This window comes from Streptomyces sp. NPDC058001, from assembly GCF_042886315.1.
In the GTDB taxonomy this organism is placed as follows: Bacteria; Actinomycetota; Actinomycetes; order Streptomycetales; family Streptomycetaceae; genus Streptomyces.
Map to the genome: position 1 here is coordinate 386,876 of NZ_JBHVQT010000004.1, position 22,514 is coordinate 409,389.

The window sequence follows — 22,514 nt, forward strand, 5'->3', positions numbered from 1 at the left end:
TAGCGCTCAGGCACAGGCGGTGGCTGAGTCGCGGTCAGTGGCGGTAGAAGATCCGGTCGCTGTACTCGGTCATGACTCGGCCGTTCCAGTCGTGGCCGCCGTCCACATTGCCGGAGCGCAGCAGCGGGGGCTCGATCCCGCGCGCGGCGAGTTCGCCGGCGGCGGTCGCCATGACGGCCTGAAGTACGGCGCTGGTGACGACGGTCGACGCGGGCGCGAAGGGGGCCGCGATGCCGTCGGCGGTGAGTTCGGCGTCCCCGACGGAGATCCTGGTGTCGAGGACGAGGTCGCAGTGGTCCTTGAGATAGGTCCCCGAAACATGGCGTGAACGGGTCTCCGTGGCGTACGCGACGGACGTCACGCCGATCACCTTGATGCCCAAAGCGCGCGCGTTCATCGCCATCTCGACGGGCAGCGCGTTGCGCCCGGACAGCGAGATGATCACCAGGAGGTCGCCGGCGGTGGCCGGGCTGGAGTCCAGGACGGCGCCCGCGAGGCCGTCGACCCGCTCCAGGGCGGAGCCCAGCGTGGCGGGCATGACGTCGACGCCGACGACACCCGGGACGACGAGCAGGTTCATCAGGGCGAGGCCGCCCGCGCGATAGACGACGTCCTGCGCGGCCAGCGAGGAGTGCCCGGCGCCGAACGCGAACAGCCGTCCCTCGGCCTCGACGGTGTCGGCGATCAGGGTGCCCGCGGCGGCGATGGCGGCGGAGTCCTCGTCGCGTACCCGCTGGAGCAGACTGATCGCGGCGTCGAAGAACCGGTCGGCGAGCTTGCTCTCGGCGGGCTGGCTGTCGCTCATCGGCGAGGCTCCTGCGGGGGTGGGGGTGTCGTGTCGCGGATCACGGTGCGGTCTGGACCAGTGGCCTGTCAATACGGCGGGACGGCCGGGGCACGGTCCCCGGCCGGGTCCGGAATCCGAGGGCGGGTGGCGCTGTTGCGTTCGTGAGGCCCGGTTGTCGGTGCGATGCGTCAGTATGGGGTGAGGGCCAGCGCAACGCCAGAACAGCACCCGCCGATCCAGCAGAGCTGTAGCAGAGCCATGAGGGGCACGTATGTCCGGACTGATCGACACGACGGAGATGTATCTCCGCACCATCCTTGAGCTGGAGGAGGAAGGTGTGGTCCCCATGCGCGCCCGGATCGCGGAGCGGCTCGACCAGAGCGGCCCGACGGTCAGCCAGACCGTGGCGCGCATGGAGCGCGACGGCCTGGTGTCGGTCGCCAGTGACCGGCATCTGGAGCTGACCGAGGAGGGCCGCCGGCTGGCCACGCGCGTGATGCGCAAGCACCGGCTCGCGGAGTGTCTGCTGGTGGACGTGATCGGCCTGGAGTGGGAGCAGGTCCACGCGGAGGCGTGCCGCTGGGAGCATGTGATGAGCGAGGCCGTGGAGCGGCGCGTCCTGGAACTGCTGCGCCACCCCACCGAGTCGCCGTACGGCAATCCGATCCCCGGTCTGGAAGAGCTGGGCGAGAAGGACGGCGCCGACCCGTTCCTCGACGAGGGCATGGTGTCCCTGGCGGACCTGGACCCGGGCAGCGACGGCAAGACGGTCGTGGTCCGCCGCATCGGCGAGCCCATCCAGACGGACGCCCAGCTGATGTACACCCTGCGCAGGGCGGGCGTGCAGCCCGGTTCCGTGGTCAGCGTGACGGAGTCGGCGGGCGGCGTCCTGGTCGGCAGCGGCGGCGAGGCGGCGGAGCTGGAGTCGGACGTCGCGTCGCATGTGTTCGTGGCCAAGAGGTAAACCCCGGGCCCTTTACCGACCGAATTCAACTTCCGTTACCCCGGGGGAAGTTGTTGTCTGTTCGACCGTGCGCGGGAATCAAGATTCAGTGTGCGGAATCGCAGCGCTCGGACGTTTCGCGTGCGAGGCTGTGGGCTGAGGCATATGACCTGACGGGCTCTTGCACCGTGTCGGACGGGTCCGGCCGCACGGCCGGAGAGGGGCGGGGGCAATGCGCTACGGACCGACAGAGGGCCCCGGCGCCCATCGGCGCCGGGGCCTGTCCTCCCCTGTGCTGACCCGGAGCCCCGAGCTCCCAGGGTCATCCCCTTCGGACCGATTTCCCCGAGCGGCCCGCCTCCCGCAGAAGATCTCCCCCCGGTCACGCCCATCAACCCCGGCACCTGGTCACTCGAACGAGGGGTGTTGTCGGGCAAAAGGACACTTTCGAACGACTGTTCGATAAGATGCCCGTACGTTGGCAGGAGTGGCCCAGCACAGGCCGAGTGAGCCCATGACAGAGGGGGGTGCCAGACCATGATGCGGCGCATCGACGTCACCGGAGCCGGGGGCGTACGCCTGGCGGCCTGGGAGTTCGCCGACCCGCCGAAGTCCGGCGAGGTCACGCGGGCTCCGGGCGTGCTGTTACTGCACGGACTGATGGGCCGCGCCTCGCACTGGGCGGACACGGCCCGCTGGCTCGGCGAGCGGCACCGCCCCGTCGCGCTCGACCAGCGCGGTCACGGCCGCAGCGACAAGCCCCCGGCGGGCCCCTACGACCGTGAGGCGTACATCGAGGACGCCATCGCGGCCCTGGACCAGCTCGATCTGGCGCCCGCCGTCCTCGTCGGCCACTCCATGGGCGCGCTGACCGCCTGGCAGGTCGCAGCCCGCCGGCCCGATCTGGTCCGGGCGCTGATCATCTGCGACATGCGGGCCTCCGCGCTCGGCGCCGCCTCGCAGCGCGAGTGGTCGGACTGGTTCGCTTCCTGGCCGGTGCCCTTCGCGACCCTCGCCGACGTCCGCAAGTGGTTCGGCGAGGACGACCCCTGGGTCGAACGGCCCCTCCCCGCGCGCGGGGAGTTCTACGCCGAGGTGATGGCCGAGTCGCCCGACGGCTGGCGGCCCGTCTTCGACACCGGACAGATGCTGACGTCCCGTGAGACCTGGGTGCACGACGCGCACTGGGAGGAGCTGGCCCAGGTCCGCTGCCCGACCCTGGTGGTCCGGGGCCTTGACGGCGAGCTGGGCCGCGCGGAGGCGCAGGAGATGGTCCGCGTGCTGCCGCTCGGCGCCTATGCGGAGGTGGCCGACGCGGGCCACTTGGTGCACTACGACCGGCCGGACGCCTGGCGCACCGCGATCGAACCGTTCCTGGACGGCGTCCTGACGGGCTGAGCGACCCGCCACGACCCCGTGAGCCGCCTACTCACGGGCTGAGCCGCTCCGCCCGCCATGCGGTGCCGTCCGGCTCCCGTACGTACCGCAGCCGGTCGTGCAGACGGTTCCGGCGGCCCTGCCAGAACTCCACCGCGTCGGGCGTCACGCGGTACCCGCCCCAGTGCGGCGGCACCGGCACCTGCTCGCCCTCCGGATAGCGGGCCGCCAACTCCTCGTAGGCACGGTCGAGTTCCGCGCGGGAGCCGATCACCGACGACTGCGCGCTGGCCCAGGCGCCGAGCTGGGAGCCGTGCGGCCGGGTCCGGAAGTACGCGGCCGTCTCGTCGCGTCCGGTGCGCGCGGCCGTACCGGTGACGACGACCTGGCGCGCGATCGGATGCCACGGGAACAGCAGCGCGAGCCGCGGATTGGCGGCAAGGTCACGGGCCTTGCGGGAGTCGTAGTTCGTGTAGAAGACGAACCCGCGCGCGTCGTACTGCTTCAGCAGGACCGTGCGGGAGCTGGGGCGGCCTCCGGCGTCGGCCGTCGAGACGACCATGGCGTTGGCCTCGTACAGCGCCCCCTGTTCCGCCGCCCGTACGGCCTGCTGGAACCAGAGCGCGAACTGCTCCATGGGGTGGGCGGCGAGTTCCGCTTCGGAGAGTCCCTCGGTGCGGTACTGCTCACGCATCGCGGCGGGATCGGCCGGACCTGACACTGACGCGGGCACGGATGCGGACTCGGACACGGGCTCGGACACGGCGGATTCGCGGTCGTTCACGCGGTCATCTTGCCGTATGACGTGGCCGCGTCGGTGAAGTGGCGTGTGGCACTCAGTGCCGCACACTCTCCCCTTCCGTGGCACTACGGGATATCGTCCTGCTGCCGAGCCGGTTGGGTGACCGCCAGCCGCACGGGGCATCACCGGGGTACCGACCGGACCGCGAGTCCTGAGAGCGACCGCGGATCCGCAGCACCCCTGTCACCAGTCATACGCGGTCGGTCCAGCGTTCCCGTCCAGCGTTCCCGTCCAGCGTTCTCGTCCAGCGTTTCTCGTGCACCGTATTGAGTTCATCCGTATTCAGCTCATCCGCATCTCATCCACCCTGTCGTCCACATCATGAGGAGCCGCCTGATGTCCGACTTCGTACCCGGGCTCGAAGGAGTCATCGCGTTCGAGACGGAGATCGCCGAACCGGACAAGGAGGGCGGCGCCCTTCGGTACCGGGGCGTCGACATCGAGGATCTCGTGGGTCACGTCTCCTTCGGGAACGTCTGGGGCCTGCTCGTCGATGGCGCCTTTGACCCCGGTCTGCCTCCGGCCGAACCGTTTCCGATCCCCGTCCACTCCGGTGACATCCGGGTGGACGTCCAGTCGGCGCTGGCCATGCTGGCGCCCGTCTGGGGCCTGAAGCCACTGCTCGACATCGACGAGGCGCAGGCCCGCGAGGACCTCGCCCGCGCCGCCGTCATGGCCCTGTCGTACGTCGCCCAGTCCGCGCGCGGGCAGGGCCGGGCGATGGTGCCGCAGCGCGACATCGACAAGGCGCGGTCCGTCGTGGAACGGTTCATGATCCGCTGGCGCGGTGAGCCGGACCCCCGGCATGTCGCCGCCGTGGACGCGTACTGGACGTCCGCCGCCGAGCACGGCATGAACGCGTCGACGTTCACCGCGCGCGTGATCGCGTCGACCGGCGCCGATGTCGCCGCCGCCCTCTCGGGTGCCGTGGGCGCGATGTCGGGGCCGCTGCACGGCGGCGCCCCCTCGCGCGTGCTGGGCATGATCGAGGAAATCGAACGCACCGGTGACGCCGAGGCGTACGTGAAGCAGGCCCTCGACCGGGGTGATCGCCTGATGGGCTTCGGGCACCGCGTCTACCGGGCCGAGGACCCCCGCGCGCGGGTGCTGCGCCGTACCGCGCGCGATCTGGGCGCCCCGCGCTTCGAGGTCGCCGAGGCCCTGGAGAAGGCGGCCCTGGCGGAGCTGCACGCGCGCCGCCCGGACCGGGTCCTGGCGACGAACGTCGAGTTCTGGGCGGCCATCGTCCTGGACTTCGCCGAGGTCCCCGCGCACATGTTCACGTCGATGTTCACCTGCGCCCGTACGGCGGGCTGGTCGGCGCACATCCTGGAGCAGAAGCGCACCGGCCGGCTGGTGCGGCCGTCCGCCCGGTACGTGGGCCCCGGCACGCGCGATCCGCGCGCGATCCCGGGGTTCGACAGGATCCCCGACCTGGGCAACTGATCGTCCTCCACGCGCGCGTGGCCGGCGCCGCTTCCCTCGCGGACGCGGCGCCGGTCCGTTCCCGTACGGGACCCGTGCTCAGGCCGGGGTCAGTAGCTGCGCGTGGTGGCGGGCGGCGACCTGCGGATGGGCGCGGAGCTTTCCCTTCAGCACGTTGAGGCCGTACACCGCGTGCAGCGGGTTGGCCGGGTCGTCGGTGACGCCGGGCGCCGTGTCCGCGTAGGGGAACGGCAGGGGCGCCACGCGCGCGTCCAGGCGCGGGTTGTGGAAGTACGGCACCGAGAACCGCTCCGTGCCGCCCGGCGGGCTGACGACGCGGTGGTTGGTGGCGAGCAGATAGCCGTCGGTGGCGACTTCGAGGAGTTCGCCGAGGTTGACGACAAAGGCGCCCGGCAGCGGCGGCACGTCGTGGAAGGCGCCGTCCTCACGCATCACCTGGAGCCCGCCGACCGTGTCCTGGAGGAGCAGCGTCAGGAAACCGTAGTCCTTGTGCGCGCCGACGCCCTGGTCCGCGCCGTCGCCCGCGCTGCCCGGATAGCGCACCAGCTTGAGCTGCGGATGGGCGCCGTCGCCGAAGGCCGGGTCGTAGAAGCCGGGCGGGGCGCCGATCGCGGTGAGCAGTTCGCGCAGCAGCCGGTCGGCGACTTGGCTGAGTCGTTCGATCCAGGTGAGCGCGGCCGTGCGCAGTTCGGGCAGCGCGGCGGGCCACTGGTTGGGGCCCTGGAGCCACCAGTACGCAGGTTCGCCGGGGGCCGGGGTGCGGGCGGGCCGTTCGGCGCCGATGTCGAGCTGGTCGCGCCAGTCGCGGGCGCCGCCGGTCTGTTCGTCGCCGGTGCGGGTGTAGCCGCGGAAGTGCGGCGAGTTGAGGATGTCGAGGGCGTGCCGGTCGGCCGCCGGGAGCGCGAAGAAGCGGCGCATGGCGGTGGTCAGCGCGGTGGTCTCGGCGTCCGTGACGCCGTGCCCGACGAGTTGGAAGAAGCCGACGCCGTGCGCCGCGTTGTGCAGTTGGGCGTGCAGCAGGCCGCGCGCCTGCGGGCCCCGGTCGGCGGCGGAGAGATCGATGATGGGGAGCTGCTGGTACGGCGACGGGTGCGCCGAGGAGTACGTCATGGCTGTGTCCGTGGGGTGTACGGGTGCCCGCGCGCGTGCCGGGGGTGGCGGCGGGGCGCGGGTGCCGAGCTGGTGAGGTGGCCGGGGTCAGACGGAGCGTCGACAGCCCGTGCTCGTGACGCGGACGTAGTCCACGTGGCGGCGGCGTACCAGGGTGAGCATGCGGCCAGCGTACTGGGCTCGGTAAGGGTCGGGCGAGGGTCCGGTCCGGGGGGTCAGGCGAGGGTCCGGTCCAGGATGGCCGCCCACTGGGCGACGACCCGTTCCCTGCGGGCCGCGTCGTCCGTGAGAAGGTTGGCGAGGCCGAGGCCGCGGGCCATGTCCAGGAAGCCCTGGACGGTCTCCCGGGTGCCGGGGACGGACTCGTCGGCGCCCAGCAGGTCCACGGCGATCCGGTGGGTCTCACGGCCGACGTGCGCCTCCAGTTCGGTGACGCGGGCCCGCAACTGGTCCTCGTCGGACGCGGCCACCCACAGGTGCAGCGCGGCCCGGAACAGCGGCCCGGTGTACAGGTCGACGAGCGCGACGACGACGGCACGGCGGTCGCCGGCGCCCCGCCCGGGACCAGTGCTGGTGCCGGTGCCGGATCGCTCCGGGAACAGAGCGCGCAGCGCGGTGGAGCGCTCCTGGGCTACGTACTCGACGGCCGCCGTGAACAGGTCCTCACGGGTCGGGAAGTGGTGCTGGGCCGCGCCCCGCGAGACACCGGCGCGCTCGGCGACGACGGACACCGTGGAGCCCGCCCAGCCGTGTTCGGCGAGGCACCCCACGGCGGCTTCGAGCAGCCGCTGCCGGGTGACCCGGCTGCGGTCCTGCTTCGGTGGTGTCACCACGCCCATGCGGGATCCCGTCGTTCGAGGAAGGCCGTCATCCCCTCGCGGGCGTCGGCCGATGCGAAGAGGCGCGCGGACAGCTCCGTGAGGGCCCGCGCGTCGCGGTCGAAGGTGTCTCGTACCTTAGCCGTGAGCAGTTTCTTGGACTCCGCGAGGGCGCCGGGCGACGCCTTGCGCAGCCCCCCCAGTACGGGTGCGAGTGCCGCGTCGACATCGTCGCCGGTCAGGGTGAGCAACCCGATCCGGGCGGCCTCGGCCGCGTCGAAACGCTCGCCCGTCAGGTAGTAGCGGGCCGCCGCGCGCGGGTCGACGCGTGGCAGCAGCGGCAGCGAGATCACGGCGGGCGCGACACCGATCCGCACCTCCGTGAACGCGAAGGTCGCGGCCGGGCCCGACGCCGCGATGTCGCAGGCGCCGAGCAGGCCGAGACCGCCCGCGCGGACATGACCCGTCACGCGCGCGACGACCGGCTTGGGCAGCTCCACGATCTGCCGGAGCAGGCCGACGAACGCCTCCGGGTCCGGCGGCTCCTTCAGGTCGGCGCCCGCGCTGAAGGTGTTCCCGGTGTGGGTGAGCACGACCGCGCGTACGCCTCCGTCGGCGACCGCCTCGTCCAGGGCGGCGGCGAGGGCCCGGACGAGGGGCGCCGACAGGGCGTTGCGACGGTCGGGGCGGTTCAGGGCGAGCGACCGCACACCGCGCTCATGGTTCGTCAGGATCAACGTCACGCCCGCTCCCGCAGTTCCCGGCGCAGGATCTTCCCGGAGGCCGCGCGCGGCACCCCGTCGATGAACTCCACCCGCCGCACCTTCTTGTACGGGGCCACGCGCGCGGAGACATACGCCATGACGTCGTCCTCGGTGAGCCCGTGCGCGGTCGGCTGCCGGACGACGTACGCCTTGGGGACCTCGTTGGTGTCGTCGTCGTAGACGCCGATAACGGCCGCGTCGGCGATGCCCTCGTGGGTGAGCAGCAGGGCCTCCAGTTCGGCGGGGGCGACCTGGAAGCCCTTGTACTTGATGAGTTCCTTCACGCGGTCGACCACGAACAGCCAGCCGTCGGCGTCCACCCGGCCGATGTCTCCGGTGCGCAGCCAGCCGTCCGCGTCGATCATCGCGTCGGTGGCGTCGGGGCGGCCCAGATAGCCCTTCATGACCTGGGGGCCGCGGAACGCGATCTCGCCCTGCGCGCCGGGCTCCGCGTCGCGCGCGGGGTCGTCGAGGGACAGGACGCGCATCTCGGTGCTCGGGATGAGCTTGCCGACGGCACCGGGCGGCGCGTCGACGGCGTCCAGGGGTGTGACATGGGTGCCGGGCGACAGTTCCGTCATGCCGTACGCCTGGCCGACCGGGGGCAGGCCGAGGCGGCGTGAACACGCCTGGGCGAGCCGGGCGTCGAGGGGTGCGGCGGCGCTGATGACGTAGCTCAGGGACGACAGGTCGTAGCGCGCGACGGCGGGGTGCTTGGCGAGCGCGAGGACGATCGGCGGGGCCACGTACAGACCGGTGATGCGGTGTTTCTCGATCGCGCCGAGGAAGGTGTCCAGGTCGAAGCGGGGCAGCACGACGACGGTGGCGCCTTGGCGTAGGGGCGCGTTCATCAGGGCGGTCAGGCCGTAGATGTGGAAGAACGGCAGCACCGCGAGGATGCGGTCGCCCGGTCCCATCGGCATCAGGGGCGCCAACTGCGCGAGGTTGGTCGCGATGGACCGGTGCGTGAGCATCACGCCTTTGGGGACGCCGGTGGTGCCCGACGAGTACGGCAGCGCCGCCACGTCGGTCACCGGGTCGATGGTCACGTCGGGTTCCGGCGCGGTCGACCCGAGCATGTCCAGGACGGACCGGTGCCCTTCCGCACGGTCGCACACGAAGATCTCCCGTATGCCGCCCGCGCGTTCGGCGGCTTCGCGCGCGGTGGGCATCAGCGGCGACACGGTGACGATCCAGCGCGCGCCGCAGTCGCTGAGCTGCTTGGCGAACTCCCCGGCCGTCGCGAGCGGGTGCACCGGTGAGACCGACGCCCCCGCGCGCGTGGCCGCGTAGAACACGGCGGGGAAGGCGAGCGTGTTGGGGCTGTGCAGTGCCAGTACGTCGCCCTTGCGGACGCCCGCTTCGGCGAGCGCGGCGGACAGCCGGCGGTGGAACGTGTCGAGCGTCCCGTACGACAGTGTGGTGCCGTCCACGCCGTCGATCAGGGCGGGCGCGTCACCGAACCCGGCGGCGCCTTTGAGGACGGCCTCGTGGATGGGCTCCTCGACGGCCGGGACATCGGCGTACTCGCTGTGGAACACCATGAGTTCTCCTCAGGGCCGGGCGACGACAGGGTCAGTACGACTTGGGCAGTCCGAGGGTCTGGTGGGACACGTAGTTGAGGATCATTTCCCGGCTGACCGGTGCGATACGGGCCACGCGCGCGGCGGTGACGAGCGACGCGAGCCCGAACTCGCGCGTGAGGCCGTTCCCGCCGAGTGTGTGCACGGCCTGGTCGACGGCCTTCACACACGCCTCGGCCGCCGCGTACTTGGCCATGTTGGCGGCCTCACCGGCGCCGACGTCGTCGCCGTCGTCGTAGAGCCGGGCGGCCTTCTGCATCATCAGGCGGGCCAGTTCCAGCTCGATGTGCGCCTGGGCGAGGGGGTGCGCGAGGGCCTGGTGGGCGCCTATGGGGGTCTTCCAGACGCTGCGTTCCTTGGCGTAGTCGACGGCACGCGCGAGGGCGTACCTGCCCATGCCGAGCGCGAAGGCCGCCGTCATGATGCGCTCCGGGTTGAGGCCCGCGAAAAGCTGGAGCAGTCCCGCGTCCTCGTCGCCGACCAGGGCGTCGGCGGGCAGCCGCACGTCGTCCAGGACGAGTTCGAACTGCTTCTCCGGGGCCTGGAGTTCCATGTCGATCTGCCGCCGCCGGAAACCGTCCGCGTCGCGCGGGACGATGAACAGGCACGGCTTGAGGCTCCCCGTACGGGCGTCCTCGGTGCGGCCGACGATCAGCGTCGCGTCGGCGATGTCGACGCCGGAGACGAACACCTTGCGGCCGGTCAGCAGCCACTCTCCGGTGGTGGGGTCCCTGCGCGCGGTGGTGGTGATGCGGTGCGAGTTGGAGCCCGCGTCGGGTTCCGTGATGCCGAAGGCCATGGCGCGGGTGCCGTCGGCGAGGCCGGGCAGCCACGCGTGCTTCTGCGCGTCGGTGCCGAAGCGGGCTATGACGGTGCCGCAGATCGCGGGCGACACCACCATCATCAGCAGCGGGCTTCCGGCGGCCCCCAACTCCTCCAGGACGAGGCAGAGTTCCGTGATGCCGCCGCCTCCGCCGCCGTACTCCTCGGGCAGGTTGACGCCGAGGTAGCCGAGTTTCGCGGCCTCCGACCACAGTTCGTCGGGGTGCCCGCCGGCCTGCACGACGGACGTGAAGTACGCGCGGCCGTAGCGCTTGCCGAGCGCGGCGACGGCGGCGCGCAGCGCCTTCTGCTCTTCGGTCTCGATGACGGTGCTCATACGGGCTGTTCCTCCGGTTCCGCGAGGGTGACTTCGTCGTCCGCGTGGACGACGGCGAGCAGGGCGCCGACCTCGACCTGGCGCCCCGGGGCGGCGTGCAGGGCCGTGAGCGTGCCGGAGACGGGCGCGACGACCTTGTGCTCCATCTTCATCGCCTCCAGCCACAGCAGAGCCTCTCCGGCCCGTACACGGGCGCCCTCGGCCAGCCCTTCGGCGACACGCACGACGGTGCCGGGCATCGGCGCGACGAGTGAGCCGGGGGCGCGCCGGGCGGTGGGGTCGGGGAAGCGGGGCAGGGCGGTCAGGGCGGTGTTCCCGACGTGGACACGGTCCCCGTACACGGCGACGTGGAACGTGCGCCGCACACCGTCGATGTCGAGGACCACCAGGTCCGCGGCGGCCCGCACCACCTGGACGCCGTCCGCGGCCAGGCCCTCGCGGGTGTGCCGGTAGCGCACCTCGTGCTCGGTGCCGTCCGCGTCGGTGCGGTAGGCGCGGGTCTGCGGCTGCGAGTGAAGGTTGCGCCAGCCGCCGAACCGGGACCGTCCCCCGGCCTGGGCGAGCGCGGCGGCGAGCGGCGCCCACGGATCCGGGTCCGGTGCCGTCAGGGCGGCGAGGTGCCGGTCGTAGAAGCCGGTGTCCATGCCCGCGCCGGTGAACTCCGGGTGCCGCAGCGACCGTACGAGCAGATCGCGGTTGGTGACCGGGCCGTGGATCAGGGCCCGGTCCAGGGCGCCGGCGAGTGCGCGGATGGCCTCCGCGCGCGTGGGGGCGTACGCGATGACCTTGGCGAGCATCGGGTCGTAGTGCACGCCGATGGTGTCGCCGTCGGTGTAACCGGTGTCGAGACGCATGCCGTCCGGTACGGCGAGGCGGTGCAGGGTGCCGGTCTGCGGGGCCCAGTCCCGGGCCGGGTCCTCCGCGTACAGGCGGGCCTCGATCGCGTGCCCCCGCGCGCGCGGCGGGTCCTTCGCCAGCGGCTCGCCCTCCGCGATCCGGATCTGGAGGGCGACCAGGTCGATCCCGAACACGGCCTCCGTGACGGGGTGTTCCACCTGGAGGCGGGTGTTCATCTCCAGGAAGTGCGCCCGGTCGCCGACGACGAGGAACTCGACGGTGCCCGCGCCCCGGTAGCCGGTCGCGCGGGCGGCCCGTACCGCCGTCCCGTACAGCTCGTCCGTGAGCCCCTGCCCCAGGCCGGGCGCCGGGGCCTCCTCGACGACCTTCTGGTGACGGCGCTGAAGGGTGCAGTCGCGGGTGCCGAGCGGCCAGACGGTGCCGTGCCCGTCGGCGAGGATCTGCACCTCGACGTGCCGACCGCCCTCGACGTACGGCTCGACGAAGACCTCGCCGTCGCCGAAGGCGCTCAGAGCCTCCGCGCGCGCGGAGGCCAACGCGTCGTCCAGGAAGGCGAGTTCGCGCACGATCCGCATCCCGCGTCCGCCGCCGCCCGCCGCCGCCTTCACCAGGACCGGCAGATCGTCCTCGGTGACCTCGGTCAGCGGCGCGAGGCCCATCAGCTCCTTCGCGCGCGTCTTGGACGCCATCGCCTCGATCGCCCCGGGCGGCGGCCCGATCCAGACGAGACCCGCGTCGGTGACCGCGCGCGCGAAGTCCGCGTTCTCGGACAGGAACCCGTACCCGGGGTGGACGGCGTCGGCGCCCGCCGCGAGCGCGGCCTTCACGATCAGGTCGCCGCGCAGATACGTGTCCGCCGGGGCGAACCCCGGAAGGCGTACGGCGACATCGGCCACGCGCGCGTGGAGGGCGCTCTCGTCGGCGTCCGAGTGGACGGCGACGGTACGGATGCCCGCCGCCGCGCAGGTACGGAAGATCCGGCAGGCGATCTCGCCCCGGTTGGCCACGAGCAGAGAAGTGATCATCAGGGAACGCCTCACATCCGGAAGACGCCGAAGCCACCACGCGCGCCCTCGTAGGGTGCCGTGTGGATCGCGGACAGGCACAGGCCCAGGACGGTCCGGGTGTCACGCGGGTCGATGACACCGTCGTCGTACAGCCGCCCGGACAGGAACATCGGCAGGGACTCCGACTCGATCTGCTGCTCGACCATCGCGCGCAGCGCCGCGTCGGCCTCCTCGTCGTACGGAAGCCCCTTCGCGGCGGCCGACTGCCGGGCCACGATCGACAGGACGCCGGCGAGCTGCTGAGGGCCCATCACGGCGGACTTCGCGCCGGGCCAGGCGAACAGGAAGCGGGGGTCGTACGCGCGCCCGCACATGCCGTAGTGGCCGGCACCGTAGGAGGCGCCCATGAGGACGCTGAGGTGCGGCACGCGCGAGTTGGACACCGCGTTGATCATCATCGAGCCGTGCTTGATGATGCCGCCCTGTTCGTACTCCTTGCCGACCATGTAGCCGGTGGTGTTGTGCAGGAAGAGCAGCGGGATGTCGCGCTGGTTGGCGAGCTGGATGAACTGCGCCGCCTTCTGCGACTCCTCGCTGAACAGCACCCCGCGCGCGTTGGCGAGGATGCCGACCGGATAGCCGTGCAGGGCGGCCCAGCCGGTGCACAGGCTCGGCCCGTACAGCGGCTTGAACTCGTCGAAGTCGGAGCCGTCGACCACGCGCGCGATGACCTCACGCGGGTCGAACGGCACCTTGAGGTCACCCGGCACGATCCCCAGCAGTTCCTCCGGGTCGTACGTCGGCGGTGCGGCCGGGCCCGGATCGGGGTGCGCCTTGCGGTGGTTGAGCCGGGCGACGACCCTGCGGGCCTGCCGGATCGCGTCCCGCTCGTCGTGCGCGAGGTAGTCCGCGAGGCCCGACACGCGCGCGTGCATCCCGGCGCCGCCCAGGGACTCGTCGTCGCTCTCCTCGCCGGTGGCCATCTTCACCAGCGGCGGCCCGCCGAGGAACACCTTGGACCGCTCCTCGACCATGATCACGTGGTCGGACATCCCGGGGATGTACGCGCCGCCCGCGGTCGAGTTCCCGAAGACGACCGCGATCGTCGGGATCCCGGCGGCCGAAAGACGCGTGAGATCGCGGAAGATCGCGCCGCCGGGGATGAAGATCTCCTTCTGCGACGGCAGATCGGCGCCGCCGGACTCGACCAGGCTGACGCAGGGCAGCCGGTTGGCGTGCGCGATCTCGTTCGCGCGCAGGGCCTTCTTCAGGCTCCACGGGTTGCTGGCACCCCCGCGCACGGTCGGGTCGTTCGCGGTGATGAGGCACTCCACGCCCTCGACCACGCCGATCCCGGTGACCAGCGAGGCGCCGACCGCGTACTCGCTCCCCCAGGCGGCGAGCGGCGACAACTCAAGGAACGGCGTGTCCGGGTCGAGCAGCAACTCCACACGCTCGCGCGCGAGGAGCTTGCCGCGCCCCCGGTGGCGCCCGACGTACTTCTCACCGCCGCCCGCAAGCGCCTTGGCGTGCTCGGCGTCCAGGTCGGCGAGCTTGCCGATCATCACGTCACGGGCATCCGCGAAGTCGGGCCCCGCGGTGTCGAGGGCCGAGGCCAGGACGGTCACAGGAGTACCTCCGGTATGTCCAGGTGGCGGGCGCGCAGCCACTCGGCCAGGCCCTTCGCCTGCGGATCGAAGCGGTGCCGGGCGGCGACTCCCTCGCCGAGGATTCCCTCGACGACGAAGTTGAGCGCGCGCAGGTTCGGCAGGACATGGCGTACGACGGTCAGCCCCGCGGTCTCCGGGAGGAGTGCGCGCAGCCGGTCGACGGTGAGGGTGTGCGCGAGCCAGCGCCAGGCGTCCTCGTCGCGCGCCCAGACGCCGATGTTGGCGTCCCCGCCCTTGTCGCCGCTGCGGGCCCCCACGACGCGCCCCAGGGCCGCCCGGCGGGTCGGCCCGGTAGGCAGCGGCTCGGGCAACTCCCGGGCCCGCTCAGGGGCTTCCTGAGGCTCCCGCGGTGGTACGGGAACGGGGGCCGTGACCCGGCTGGGTGCCGCGATCACTTGGCGCCGCCCGTCCGGCAGTACGGCGACGTGCTCGACGGCGGCCTGCTCGACCCGGGCCGCGTCGAAGACCCCGTACGGCGTGCCCTTGTCCGGTGGGGCCGTGACGTGGAAGCCGGGGTACGAGGCGAGGGCCAGCTCGACCGCCGCCGCGCCGAGGCGGCGGCCCACGGTGTCCTGGTCGGCGTCGCGCGCGACGAGACGCAGCAGGGCGCTCGCGGTCTCCTCGGTGTCGGCGTCGGCGTGATCGGTGCGGGCCAGTTCCCACCGCACGTGCGCGGGGCGGGACTTGGCGGCGTCGAAGGCGTCCTCCATCTGCGCGCGGACCAAGTGGGCCTTGGCGTCGATGTCGAGCCCGGTGAGTACGAACACGATCTCGCCGCGCCAGCCGCCGAGCCGGTTGAGGCCGACCTTGAGCGTGGCCGGGGGTGCCTCGCCGCGCACCCCGTGGACGCGGACCCGGTCGGGGCCCTCCTGGGTGAGCCACACGGTGTCCAGGCGCGCGGTCACGTCGGGTCCCAGGTACCGGGGGCCCGACGTCTCGTACAGGAGCTGCGCGGTGACCGTGCCGACGTCCACGACGCCTCCGGTGCCGTCGTGCTTGGTGATGACGCAGGAGCCGTCCTCGTAAATCTCGGCGAGTGGGAAGCCGGGGCGGCGCATCGCGCGCGGGGCGTGTGCAGTGAAGAAGGCGTAGTTGCCGCCGGTGGCCTGGGTGCCGCACTCCAGGACGTGCCCGGCGACCACGGCGCCCGCGAGCCGGTCGTGGTAGTCGGGATCCCCGGGTTCCCAGCCGAAGTGCGCGGCGGCGGGTCCGGTGACGAGCGCGGCGTCGGTGACGCGTCCGGTGACGACAATGTCGGCGCCCGCGCGCAGGCACGCGGTGATGCCGGCGCCGCCGAGGTAGGCGTGGGCGGTGAGGACGCCCTCGCCCCAGCCCCCGCGCGCGAGGAGGTCGTCGCCCTCGACATGCGCCACGCGCGTGGGGATACCGAGCCGGTCGGCCAGGGCACGGATCCGGTCGGCGAGCGCTGCCGGGTTGAGGCCGCCCGCGTTGGTGACGATCCGTACGCCCCGCTCGTGCGCGAGCCCCAGACAGTCCTCCAGTTGGCGCAGGAACGTCTTCGCGTACCCGGTGTCCGGGTCGCGCAGCCGGTCGCGGCCGAGGATGAGCAGGGTGAGTTCGGCGAGGTAGTCCCCGGTGAGGACGTCGAGTTCACCGCCGGTGAGCATCTCGCGCAGGGCGTCGAAGCGGTCGCCGTAGAAGCCGGAGGCGTTGCCGATGCGGAGGGGGCGGGGGCGGGGAGCCGACGTGACCGGGGCCGTCATCGGCCGGCCTCCTCGCCTGTGGCGCCCTTGGACTCATGGCTGCGGGTGACGCCTTTGTCGGTGGCACCTTTGTCGGTGACGCCTTTGTCGGTGACGCCTTTGTCGGTGGCTTCTCCGCTGGTTCCGCCCTCGCCGACGCCCATTCCGCCGCCCTTGTCGCCGCCCTCACCCACCGCCCCCTTGGCCGCGCGCCCCGCGCCCGGTGGCCCCGCGAACGCCTGGGCGATGTCCAGCCACCGGTCGGCGTCGGCGCCATCGGCCCGTACCGCGAGGTCCGCGCGGTGGGCCCGCTGGGTGACCAGCAGGCAGAAGTCCAGGGCGGGCCCGGTGACGCGCTGGGCGGCGTCCTCGGGGCCGTACGCCCAGATCTCCCCTGACGGGGCGGTGAGTTCGACGCGGAACGCGTCGGCGGGCGCGTCCAGGCCCCGTACCGCGTAGGCGAAGTCCCGCGCGCGGACGCCGATCCGGGCGACGTGCCGCAGCCGGTCGCCCGGGACCCGGGTCACGCCGAGCGCGTCGGCGACGTCCTGGCCGTGCGCCCAGGTCTCCATCAGCCGCCCGGTGGCCATCGACGCGGCCGACATCGGCGGGCCGTACCAGGGGAAGCGGGTGCCCGACGGGGCGTCGCGCAGGGCGCGTTCGAGGGCGTCGCGGCCCGTGCGCCAGGTGTCGAGCAGCTCGGCGGGCGGCAGCGCGGCGCCCCGCTCGGCGCCCTCGTCGACGAACCGGTCGGGCGCGGCGACGGCCCGTTCGACCAGCGCGGCGAAGGCGGCGTGATCGGTTACGGCGAGCAGCGCCGAGCGGTCGGTCCAGGCGAGATGCGCGATCTGATGGGCGACCGTCCAGCCCGGCGCGGGCGTCGCGGCCCTCCAGCGGCCCTCAGGCAGCCCCGCGACGATCCGGTCGAGGTCCAGCGCCTCGGCACGTAGATCATCGATCACGGGCGCCGTGACGTCGGCGCGGGGTGCGGGGCTCTCGGCGGACCCCGGTGGCCCGGACGGATCGGCGCGATCGGGGGGATCAGCAGGTTCGGCGGACGCGGTTTCGGGACCTACGGGCGACGAGGCATCGGGCGGCACGGACGACGGGTCGGACACGCTGCGCTCCCTCGGGGCACGGTGATGTGCCCCGGAGCATGGCAGCGGGCGAAGAAACAAGCAAGCATGCTTGCATTAATCTCCGCGCCGCCGACCGGTATTGGTCGCGTCAGTTGGCCGACAACACTGCTCGCATCAGTCGACGGAGCGTTCCCGTGGGGACGACTTGGAGCGTCCGACGCCCACCTGGGTGCGGATCGCGCCGATGCTTGCCGCGATGACCAGCGCGATCGCCGCTGCCTGCAAGGCGGACAGCGCCTGGCTCAGGACCAGGAATCCGGCGGTGGCCGCGATGGCCGGTTCCAGGCTCATCAGAACGGCGAACGTGGGTGCGGGCATCCGTCGCAGGGCGAGGAGTTCGAGGGTGTACGGCAGTACGGAGGACAGGACGGCGACGGCGGCGGCGAGCGCGAGGGTGCTCGGGACGGTCATCTTCGCGGCGGATTCGGCGAGCCCGAAGGGCAGGATCAGGAGGGCCGCGACGACCATGGCGAGCGCGAGCCCGTCGGCCTGCGGGAAACGGCGTCCCGTACGCGCGCTGAAGACGATGTACGCGGCCCACATGCCGCCCGCGCCGAGGGCGTAGGCGACGCCCACCGGGTCGAGGCCGCCGAAGTCGCCGCCGCCGAGCAGGAAGACACCGGCCAGCGCGAGGCCCGCCCAGACCAGGTTGACCAGGCGGCGCGAGGTGATCACGGAGAGGGCGAGCGGGCCGAGCACTTCCAGGGTGACGGCCGTGCCGATCGGGATACGGGCCACGGACTGGTAGAAGAGCCCGTTCATGGCGGCCATCACGGCGCCGAAGGCGAGGACGGTGCCCCAGTCCGCGCGCGAGTGCCCCCGCAGTTTGGGCCGGCAGACAACGACGAGTACGAGTGCGGCGAAGAACAGGCGCAGCGTGACAACGCCCAGCGCGCCCGCGCGGGGCATCAGGCTGACGGCGAGGGCGGCGCCGAACTGCACGGAGACGCCGCCCGCGAGGACGAGTCCGACGGGACCGAGGGCGCGCAGCCGACCCTTGCCGGCACCTGTTCCGCCGCCGGGTCCGTTGTCCGTACCGCCGGGTCGCCCGCGCGCGGGGAGCGCGGCGACGGCCTCGGGCTGTGCGACGACAGCGGAGGCCGGGACGGGGGCCGGGGTTGCCGACCGGTCGGCGGACGGGACGTTCACGGGTGTCCTTCCAGAACGAGATGACGCGCGATGGACAGGCCACGATCGAACGGTCCATCACACTGAACTCATCAGTCCACGGTAATGGACCACACCAGGACTGTGAACCCAATTAGCTGCTGTACGCCCCCGGAGTGCCGAACCTCACGCACACCCTCGCGCGCACCCTCACGCCCACCTCACGCGCACCCCTCGCGTGCCGCGCTCCCGTCACCGCGCGCATACCTCACGCTAAGCGCCACGCCCCGCCCTGGGAAATGCCGAGCGCGCTCCCGTTATGCACCGTACGCATGACGGTCGCCGCCATGGCAGGCTGGCGGCCATGAGCGGTCTCCGGGCTCTTGAGATTCGGCATCTGCGCTGCTTCCTGGCGATCGCCGAAGAAGGCAACGTCACGCGCGCGGCGGCCCGGCTGCGGCTGACGCAGCCCGCCGTGTCCCGCACGCTGGCGGCGCTGGAGAGCGCAGTGGGCGTCCGCCTGGTCGACCGGTCGACGCATCACCTGGAGCTGACGGCGGAGGGGCGCGCGTTCCGGGAGCGGGCGGTGGTCGCGGTGGCGGCGTTCGAGGACGCCCTCGACACGGGGCGGGCGGCGCACCGGCCGCTGCGGGTCGGGCACGCGTGGTCGGCGGCGGGCCCGTACACCACGCCTTTGCTGCGGCGCTGGCGCCAGACGCACCCCAAGGTGCCGCTCGAACTCCTCCGGATCGACGACCGGACGGCGGGCCTCACGCGCGGGCTTGTCGACGCGGCGCTGCTGCGAGGCCCGGTACGGGTGCCGGGCCTGGTCACCGAGTTCCTGTACGAGGAGTCCCGGGTGGCCGCCCTGCCCTCGGACGACCCGCTCTCGGGCCGCGCGGAACTCACCCTCGCCGACCTGTCCGACCGCACGATCGCCCTCAACAGGGTGTCCGGCTCGACGGCACTCGACCTCTGGCCTCCGGAGATCCGCCCGACGTCGACGATTCCTGTGGCGAACACGGACGACTGGCTGGCGGCCATCGCGGCGACCTGCGCCATCGGGATCACGACAACGGCCACCGCGGACATGCACCCGCACACCTCGGTGACCTACGTCCCCCTCCCGGATGCCCCGCCGCTCCCGGTCACCCTGACCTGGCGCCCCAGCCCGACCCACCCTTCCCTGCAAGCCTTCGTCCACCTGATCCACGAGGTGATCGACACCCACTGAGCGCCCTGTCCACCAAGGGCCACGCCCACCAAAGGCCATCTCCACCAAAGGGGATCAGCCCGAAGTACCTCCCGCGCGCGGGGAGTCACGTGCGGAGTGACCTGAGGCGTCACGCGGCGATTCGTCCAGCGCCGCCGCCAACACCTCCGCCATGTGCCGCCCCCGCCGACCCCCCAACTGCTCCAACTGCGTACGGCACGAGTAGCCGTCCGCCAGGACGACCGCGTCGTCCGGGGACGCCTCGACCGACGGGAGCAAGGTCTCGTCGGCGCAGGCTTTCGAGATCTCGTAGTGGCCGCGTGCGAAGCCGAAGTCGCCCGCCAGGCCGCAGCAGCCCGCCGCGAGGGTGCCGGTCAGGCCGGCGGCCTCGCGCAGCCGGCGGTCCGCCGCGTCGCCCAGGACCGCGTGCTGGTGGCAGTGGGTCTGGCCCGCGACCGGGCGCGAGACGAGCGGGGGGCGCCAGTCGGGGGCCAGTTCCTCCAGGGCCTCGGCGAACGTCCGTACCGAATCGGCGAGTTCCCGCGCGCGCGGGTCGTCCGGCAGCAGCTCCGGCAGGTCCGCTCGCAGCGCCGCCGCACAGCTCGGTTCGAGGACCGTGACGGGGAGGCCGAGGAGGGCCGGTTCCATGAGGTCAAGGGTGCGGCGCAACACCGCTCGCGCGCGGTCGAGTTGGCCCGTCGAGAGGTATGTCAGGCCGCAGCACACTCCGGTCGGCGCCAGTACCACCGTGCGGCCCGTGTCCTCCAGGACCCGTGTCGCCGCCTTACCCACCTCCGGCGCGAGATGGTTCGTGAACGTGTCCGGCCACAGCACCGCGAGTTCACTGGTGGACAGGATCATCGTGCCGGACGGGGTCCGGCGCGTGAACCAGCGCGTCAGCGGTTCGCGCGGCAGGCGCGGGATGTCGCGTTCCGGCGCGATACCGCCCAGCCGCTTCGCCACCGACGTCAGCAAAGGCACGCGCGCGAGGGCGTTGACCAGCGGCGCCGTACGGGTCGCCGACACCGCGCGCAGCCAGCGCGGCAGCCACCCCAGCGCGTAGTGCGCCGCCGGACGCCTGCGGCCCGCGTAGTGGTGGTGCAGGAACTCCGCCTTGTACGTGGCCATGTCGACGCCCACCGGGCAGTCCGAACGGCACCCCTTGCACGACAGGCACAGGTCAAGGGCGTCCCGTACCTCGGTCGACCGCCAGCCGTCCTTCACCACGGCGTCCGGGGCACCGGCCATGCCCGCCAGCATCTCGTGCAGCATTCGCGCGCGCCCACGCGTGGAGTGCTCCTCCTCGCCGGTGACCCGGTACGACGGACACATGACTCCCGAGCCCCCCGAACCCCCGGAGGCGCCGGATCCCGCGACCACCGCCTCCGTACGGCACTTGGCCACCCCCACGCACCGCCGCACCGCCGCCCCGAAGTCGCCGCCGTCGTGCGGGTACCCGAAGGCGACGTCGACCGGGCGGCGCGGCAGGACGGCGAAGCGCAGGTTCTCGTCCAGGCGGGCGGGGCGCACCAGGATGCCCGGGTTCAGGACGCCGTCCGGGTCCCACGCGGCCTTCACGCGCTCGAACAGCCCCACCATCTCGGCGCCGTACATCCTCGGCAGGAGTTCCGCGCGGGCCTGCCCGTCGCCGTGCTCACCGGAGAGGGACCCGCCGTGCGCGACGACGAGGTCCGCGAGGTCGCCCGAGAACGCCCGGAACCGGCCGACCCCCTCCGCGCTCAGCAGATCGAAGTCGATCCGCACATGGATGCAGCCGTCCCCGAAGTGCCCGTACGGCGTGCCGCGCAGCCCGTACGAGGACAGCAGCGCCCGGAACTCCCGGAGATAGGCGCCCAGGCGCGCGGGCGGCACCGCGCAGTCCTCCCAGCCGGGCCACGCCTCGCTGCCGTCGGGCATCCGGGTCGCGGTCCCGCTGGCGTCCTCGCGGACCCGCCACAGGGCGCGCTGCCCGGCCGGGTCGGTCACCACGACCGAGTCCACGACGTCGGCGGCCCGCACGATCGCGTCGGCCCGCGCGCGTGCCTGCGCCGCGCTGTCGCCGCCCGTCTCGACGAACAGCCAGGCCCCGCCGCCGGGCAGCCCGCCGGTACCGGCCGGCACCAGGTCGGCCGCCATGCCCTCGACGGTGAGCGGACCGTACGGCAGCAGCCCGGCCGCCGCGTCGGCCGCCGCGCCCTCGTCAGCGTACCCGAGCACGGCGAGCGCACGCGCGCGGGGTGCATCGACGAGCCGGACGGTCGCCTCGGTGACGATCCCGAGGGTGCCCTCGGAACCGCAGAGCGAACGCGCCACATCGGCGCCGTTCTCGGGCAGCAGCGCGTCGAGCGCGTACCCGGAGATCCGGCGCGGCAGATCGGGGAAGCCGGTGCGCAGGAGGGCCAGGTCGCCGTCCACGAGGGGGCGCAGCGCGTCGGGGGCGCCGGACCAGCCGCGGCCCAGCCGATGAAGGCCGACGGACTCGGGGCCGCAGACAGCGGCGGTCAGTTCGCGGACCTGGTCGGCGGTCGTCCCGTACGCCACCGAGTGCGAACCGCAGGAGTTGTTCCCGATCATCCCGCCCAGCGTGCACCGGCCGTGCGTCGACGGATCGGGGCCGAACCGCAGCCCGTGCGGTGCCGCCGCCTCCTGGAGCCGGTCCAGGACCAGACCGGGCTGGACCACCGCGGTACGGGTCCCGGGGTCGAGGGAGACCAGCCGGTTCAGATGCCGGGTGAAGTCGAGGACCACGCCAGTGCCGGTGGCCTGGCCGGCGATCGAGGTGCCGCCGCCGCGCGCGACGACCGGCACGCCGTGTTCCCGGCACACGGTGAGCGCCGCGATCACGTCGTCCGCGTCCCGGGGCGCGACCACGCCCACCGGGACGCGCCGGTAGTTGGACGCGTCCATCGTGGTCAACGCCCGTGCGGTGACCCCGAAGTCGACCTCACCCCGCACCACGCCCCGCAGCCTCGCCGCCAGTTCTCCTGCCCCGTCTTGATCGGAATCGGTCATGGCACCAGCATGGACG

16 protein-coding genes and 1 pseudogene are annotated in these 22,514 nt (G+C 72.7%); 4 read left to right on the forward strand and 13 right to left on the reverse strand.

What is annotated here, in order from left to right; translation table 11 throughout:
* Positions 1 to 34: 34 nt before the first annotated feature.
* Positions 35 to 805 carry an SIS domain-containing protein gene (locus ACFVT5_RS11530; protein ID WP_389884552.1) on the reverse strand — a complete coding sequence of 257 codons (771 nt, stop codon included), beginning with the start codon at positions 803 to 805 and terminating at the stop codon, positions 35 to 37.
* 253 nt (positions 806 to 1,058) lie between these two features.
* On the opposite strand from ACFVT5_RS11530, the gene ACFVT5_RS11535 reads away from it, so the two are divergent.
* Together ACFVT5_RS11535 and ACFVT5_RS11540 are read left to right on the forward strand one after the other, a co-directional pair.
* Complete coding sequence (locus ACFVT5_RS11535) at positions 1,059 to 1,751, forward strand: metal-dependent transcriptional regulator (RefSeq protein WP_389884555.1); 693 nt, start codon at positions 1,059 to 1,061, stop codon at positions 1,749 to 1,751.
* 516 nt (positions 1,752 to 2,267) lie between these two features.
* On the forward strand, positions 2,268 to 3,128 hold the full coding sequence (locus tag ACFVT5_RS11540) for an alpha/beta fold hydrolase (RefSeq protein ID WP_389884558.1): 861 nt from the start codon (positions 2,268 to 2,270) through the stop codon (positions 3,126 to 3,128).
* Between the two features lie 31 nt (positions 3,129 to 3,159).
* Here the strand turns inward: ACFVT5_RS11540 and pdxH are convergent, their stop codons facing one another.
* Positions 3,160 to 3,801 carry a pyridoxamine 5'-phosphate oxidase gene (pdxH, locus tag ACFVT5_RS11545; RefSeq protein WP_389885266.1) on the reverse strand — a complete coding sequence of 214 codons (642 nt, stop codon included), beginning with the start codon at positions 3,799 to 3,801 and terminating at the stop codon, positions 3,160 to 3,162.
* 444 nt (positions 3,802 to 4,245) lie between these two features.
* Between pdxH and ACFVT5_RS11550 the strand changes: the two genes are divergently transcribed.
* Complete coding sequence (locus ACFVT5_RS11550; protein WP_389884561.1) at positions 4,246 to 5,355, forward strand: citrate synthase 2; 1,110 nt, start codon at positions 4,246 to 4,248, stop codon at positions 5,353 to 5,355.
* A gap of 78 nt (positions 5,356 to 5,433) precedes the next feature.
* On the opposite strand, the gene ACFVT5_RS11555 is transcribed toward ACFVT5_RS11550, so the two are convergent.
* From ACFVT5_RS11555 to ACFVT5_RS11600, 10 genes and pseudogenes are all read right to left on the reverse strand, one after another.
* The gene (locus tag ACFVT5_RS11555; protein ID WP_389884564.1) at positions 5,434 to 6,465 is read right to left on the reverse strand and encodes an isopenicillin N synthase family dioxygenase; all 1,032 of its coding nucleotides are present in this window, start codon (positions 6,463 to 6,465) and stop codon (positions 5,434 to 5,436) included.
* A gap of 215 nt (positions 6,466 to 6,680) precedes the next feature.
* Entirely contained in the window at positions 6,681 to 7,304 is a 624-nt protein-coding gene (locus ACFVT5_RS11560; protein WP_389884566.1) for a TetR/AcrR family transcriptional regulator, read from the reverse strand.
* Positions 7,292 to 8,026 carry an enoyl-CoA hydratase family protein gene (locus ACFVT5_RS11565; RefSeq protein ID WP_389884569.1) on the reverse strand — a complete coding sequence of 245 codons (735 nt, stop codon included), beginning with the start codon at positions 8,024 to 8,026 and terminating at the stop codon, positions 7,292 to 7,294. Before ACFVT5_RS11565 ends, ACFVT5_RS11560 begins: the two co-directional genes overlap by 13 nt.
* Positions 8,023 to 9,588, reverse strand: a complete 1,566-nt coding sequence (locus ACFVT5_RS11570; RefSeq protein WP_389885269.1) for a 4-coumarate--CoA ligase family protein — start codon at positions 9,586 to 9,588, stop codon at positions 8,023 to 8,025. Before ACFVT5_RS11570 ends, ACFVT5_RS11565 begins: the two co-directional genes overlap by 4 nt.
* Before the next feature lie 34 nt (positions 9,589 to 9,622).
* Positions 9,623 to 10,789: an acyl-CoA dehydrogenase family protein gene (locus ACFVT5_RS11575; protein WP_389884572.1), complete on the reverse strand. Its 1,167-nt coding sequence runs from the start codon at positions 10,787 to 10,789 to the stop codon at positions 9,623 to 9,625.
* Complete coding sequence (locus ACFVT5_RS11580) at positions 10,786 to 12,672, reverse strand: acetyl/propionyl/methylcrotonyl-CoA carboxylase subunit alpha (RefSeq protein ID WP_389884575.1); 1,887 nt, start codon at positions 12,670 to 12,672, stop codon at positions 10,786 to 10,788. The genes ACFVT5_RS11575 and ACFVT5_RS11580 overlap by 4 nt, the downstream gene beginning before the upstream one ends.
* A gap of 11 nt (positions 12,673 to 12,683) precedes the next feature.
* A complete protein-coding gene (locus ACFVT5_RS11585) occupies positions 12,684 to 14,282 on the reverse strand; it encodes an acyl-CoA carboxylase subunit beta (RefSeq protein WP_389884578.1) in 1,599 nt (532 codons plus the stop codon).
* A complete protein-coding gene (locus tag ACFVT5_RS11590; protein WP_389884581.1) occupies positions 14,279 to 16,048 on the reverse strand; it encodes an acyclic terpene utilization AtuA family protein in 1,770 nt (589 codons plus the stop codon). The genes ACFVT5_RS11585 and ACFVT5_RS11590 overlap by 4 nt, the downstream gene beginning before the upstream one ends.
* A 176-nt stretch (positions 16,049 to 16,224) precedes the next feature.
* Positions 16,225 to 16,989, reverse strand: a pseudogene (locus ACFVT5_RS11595) (TIGR03084 family metal-binding protein); the annotation flags it as partial.
* Between the two features lie 291 nt (positions 16,990 to 17,280).
* Positions 17,281 to 18,315, reverse strand: a complete 1,035-nt coding sequence (locus tag ACFVT5_RS11600) for a DMT family transporter (protein ID WP_389884583.1) — start codon at positions 18,313 to 18,315, stop codon at positions 17,281 to 17,283.
* Between the two features lie 322 nt (positions 18,316 to 18,637).
* Here ACFVT5_RS11600 and ACFVT5_RS11605 point away from each other — a divergent pair, with 322 nt between their 5' ends.
* Complete coding sequence (locus ACFVT5_RS11605; RefSeq protein ID WP_389884586.1) at positions 18,638 to 19,507, forward strand: LysR family transcriptional regulator; 870 nt, start codon at positions 18,638 to 18,640, stop codon at positions 19,505 to 19,507.
* Between the two features lie 54 nt (positions 19,508 to 19,561).
* Here ACFVT5_RS11605 and ACFVT5_RS11610 read toward each other — a convergent pair whose 3' ends face one another.
* Complete coding sequence (locus ACFVT5_RS11610; RefSeq protein ID WP_389884589.1) at positions 19,562 to 22,498, reverse strand: FAD-binding and (Fe-S)-binding domain-containing protein; 2,937 nt, start codon at positions 22,496 to 22,498, stop codon at positions 19,562 to 19,564.
* Positions 22,499 to 22,514 lie beyond the last annotated feature (16 nt).

Coding starts and splice junctions, on each gene's coding strand:
- ACFVT5_RS11580 (WP_389884575.1), bottom strand. CDS start 12,672: ATGATCACTTCTCTGCTCGTGGCCAACCGGGGCGAGATCGCCTGCCGG.
- ACFVT5_RS11590 (WP_389884581.1), bottom strand. CDS start 16,048: ATGACGGCCCCGGTCACGTCGGCTCCCCGCCCCCGCCCCCTCCGCATC.
- ACFVT5_RS11540 (WP_389884558.1), top strand. CDS start 2,268: ATGATGCGGCGCATCGACGTCACCGGAGCCGGGGGCGTACGCCTGGCG.
- ACFVT5_RS11535 (WP_389884555.1), top strand. CDS start 1,059: ATGTCCGGACTGATCGACACGACGGAGATGTATCTCCGCACCATCCTT.
- pdxH (WP_389885266.1), bottom strand. CDS start 3,801: ATGCGTGAGCAGTACCGCACCGAGGGACTCTCCGAAGCGGAACTCGCC.
- ACFVT5_RS11555 (WP_389884564.1), bottom strand. CDS start 6,465: ATGACGTACTCCTCGGCGCACCCGTCGCCGTACCAGCAGCTCCCCATC.
- ACFVT5_RS11560 (WP_389884566.1), bottom strand. CDS start 7,304: ATGGGCGTGGTGACACCACCGAAGCAGGACCGCAGCCGGGTCACCCGG.
- ACFVT5_RS11530 (WP_389884552.1), bottom strand. CDS start 805: ATGAGCGACAGCCAGCCCGCCGAGAGCAAGCTCGCCGACCGGTTCTTC.
- ACFVT5_RS11610 (WP_389884589.1), bottom strand. CDS start 22,498: ATGACCGATTCCGATCAAGACGGGGCAGGAGAACTGGCGGCGAGGCTG.
- ACFVT5_RS11605 (WP_389884586.1), top strand. CDS start 18,638: ATGAGCGGTCTCCGGGCTCTTGAGATTCGGCATCTGCGCTGCTTCCTG.
- ACFVT5_RS11575 (WP_389884572.1), bottom strand. CDS start 10,789: ATGAGCACCGTCATCGAGACCGAAGAGCAGAAGGCGCTGCGCGCCGCC.
- ACFVT5_RS11550 (WP_389884561.1), top strand. CDS start 4,246: ATGTCCGACTTCGTACCCGGGCTCGAAGGAGTCATCGCGTTCGAGACG.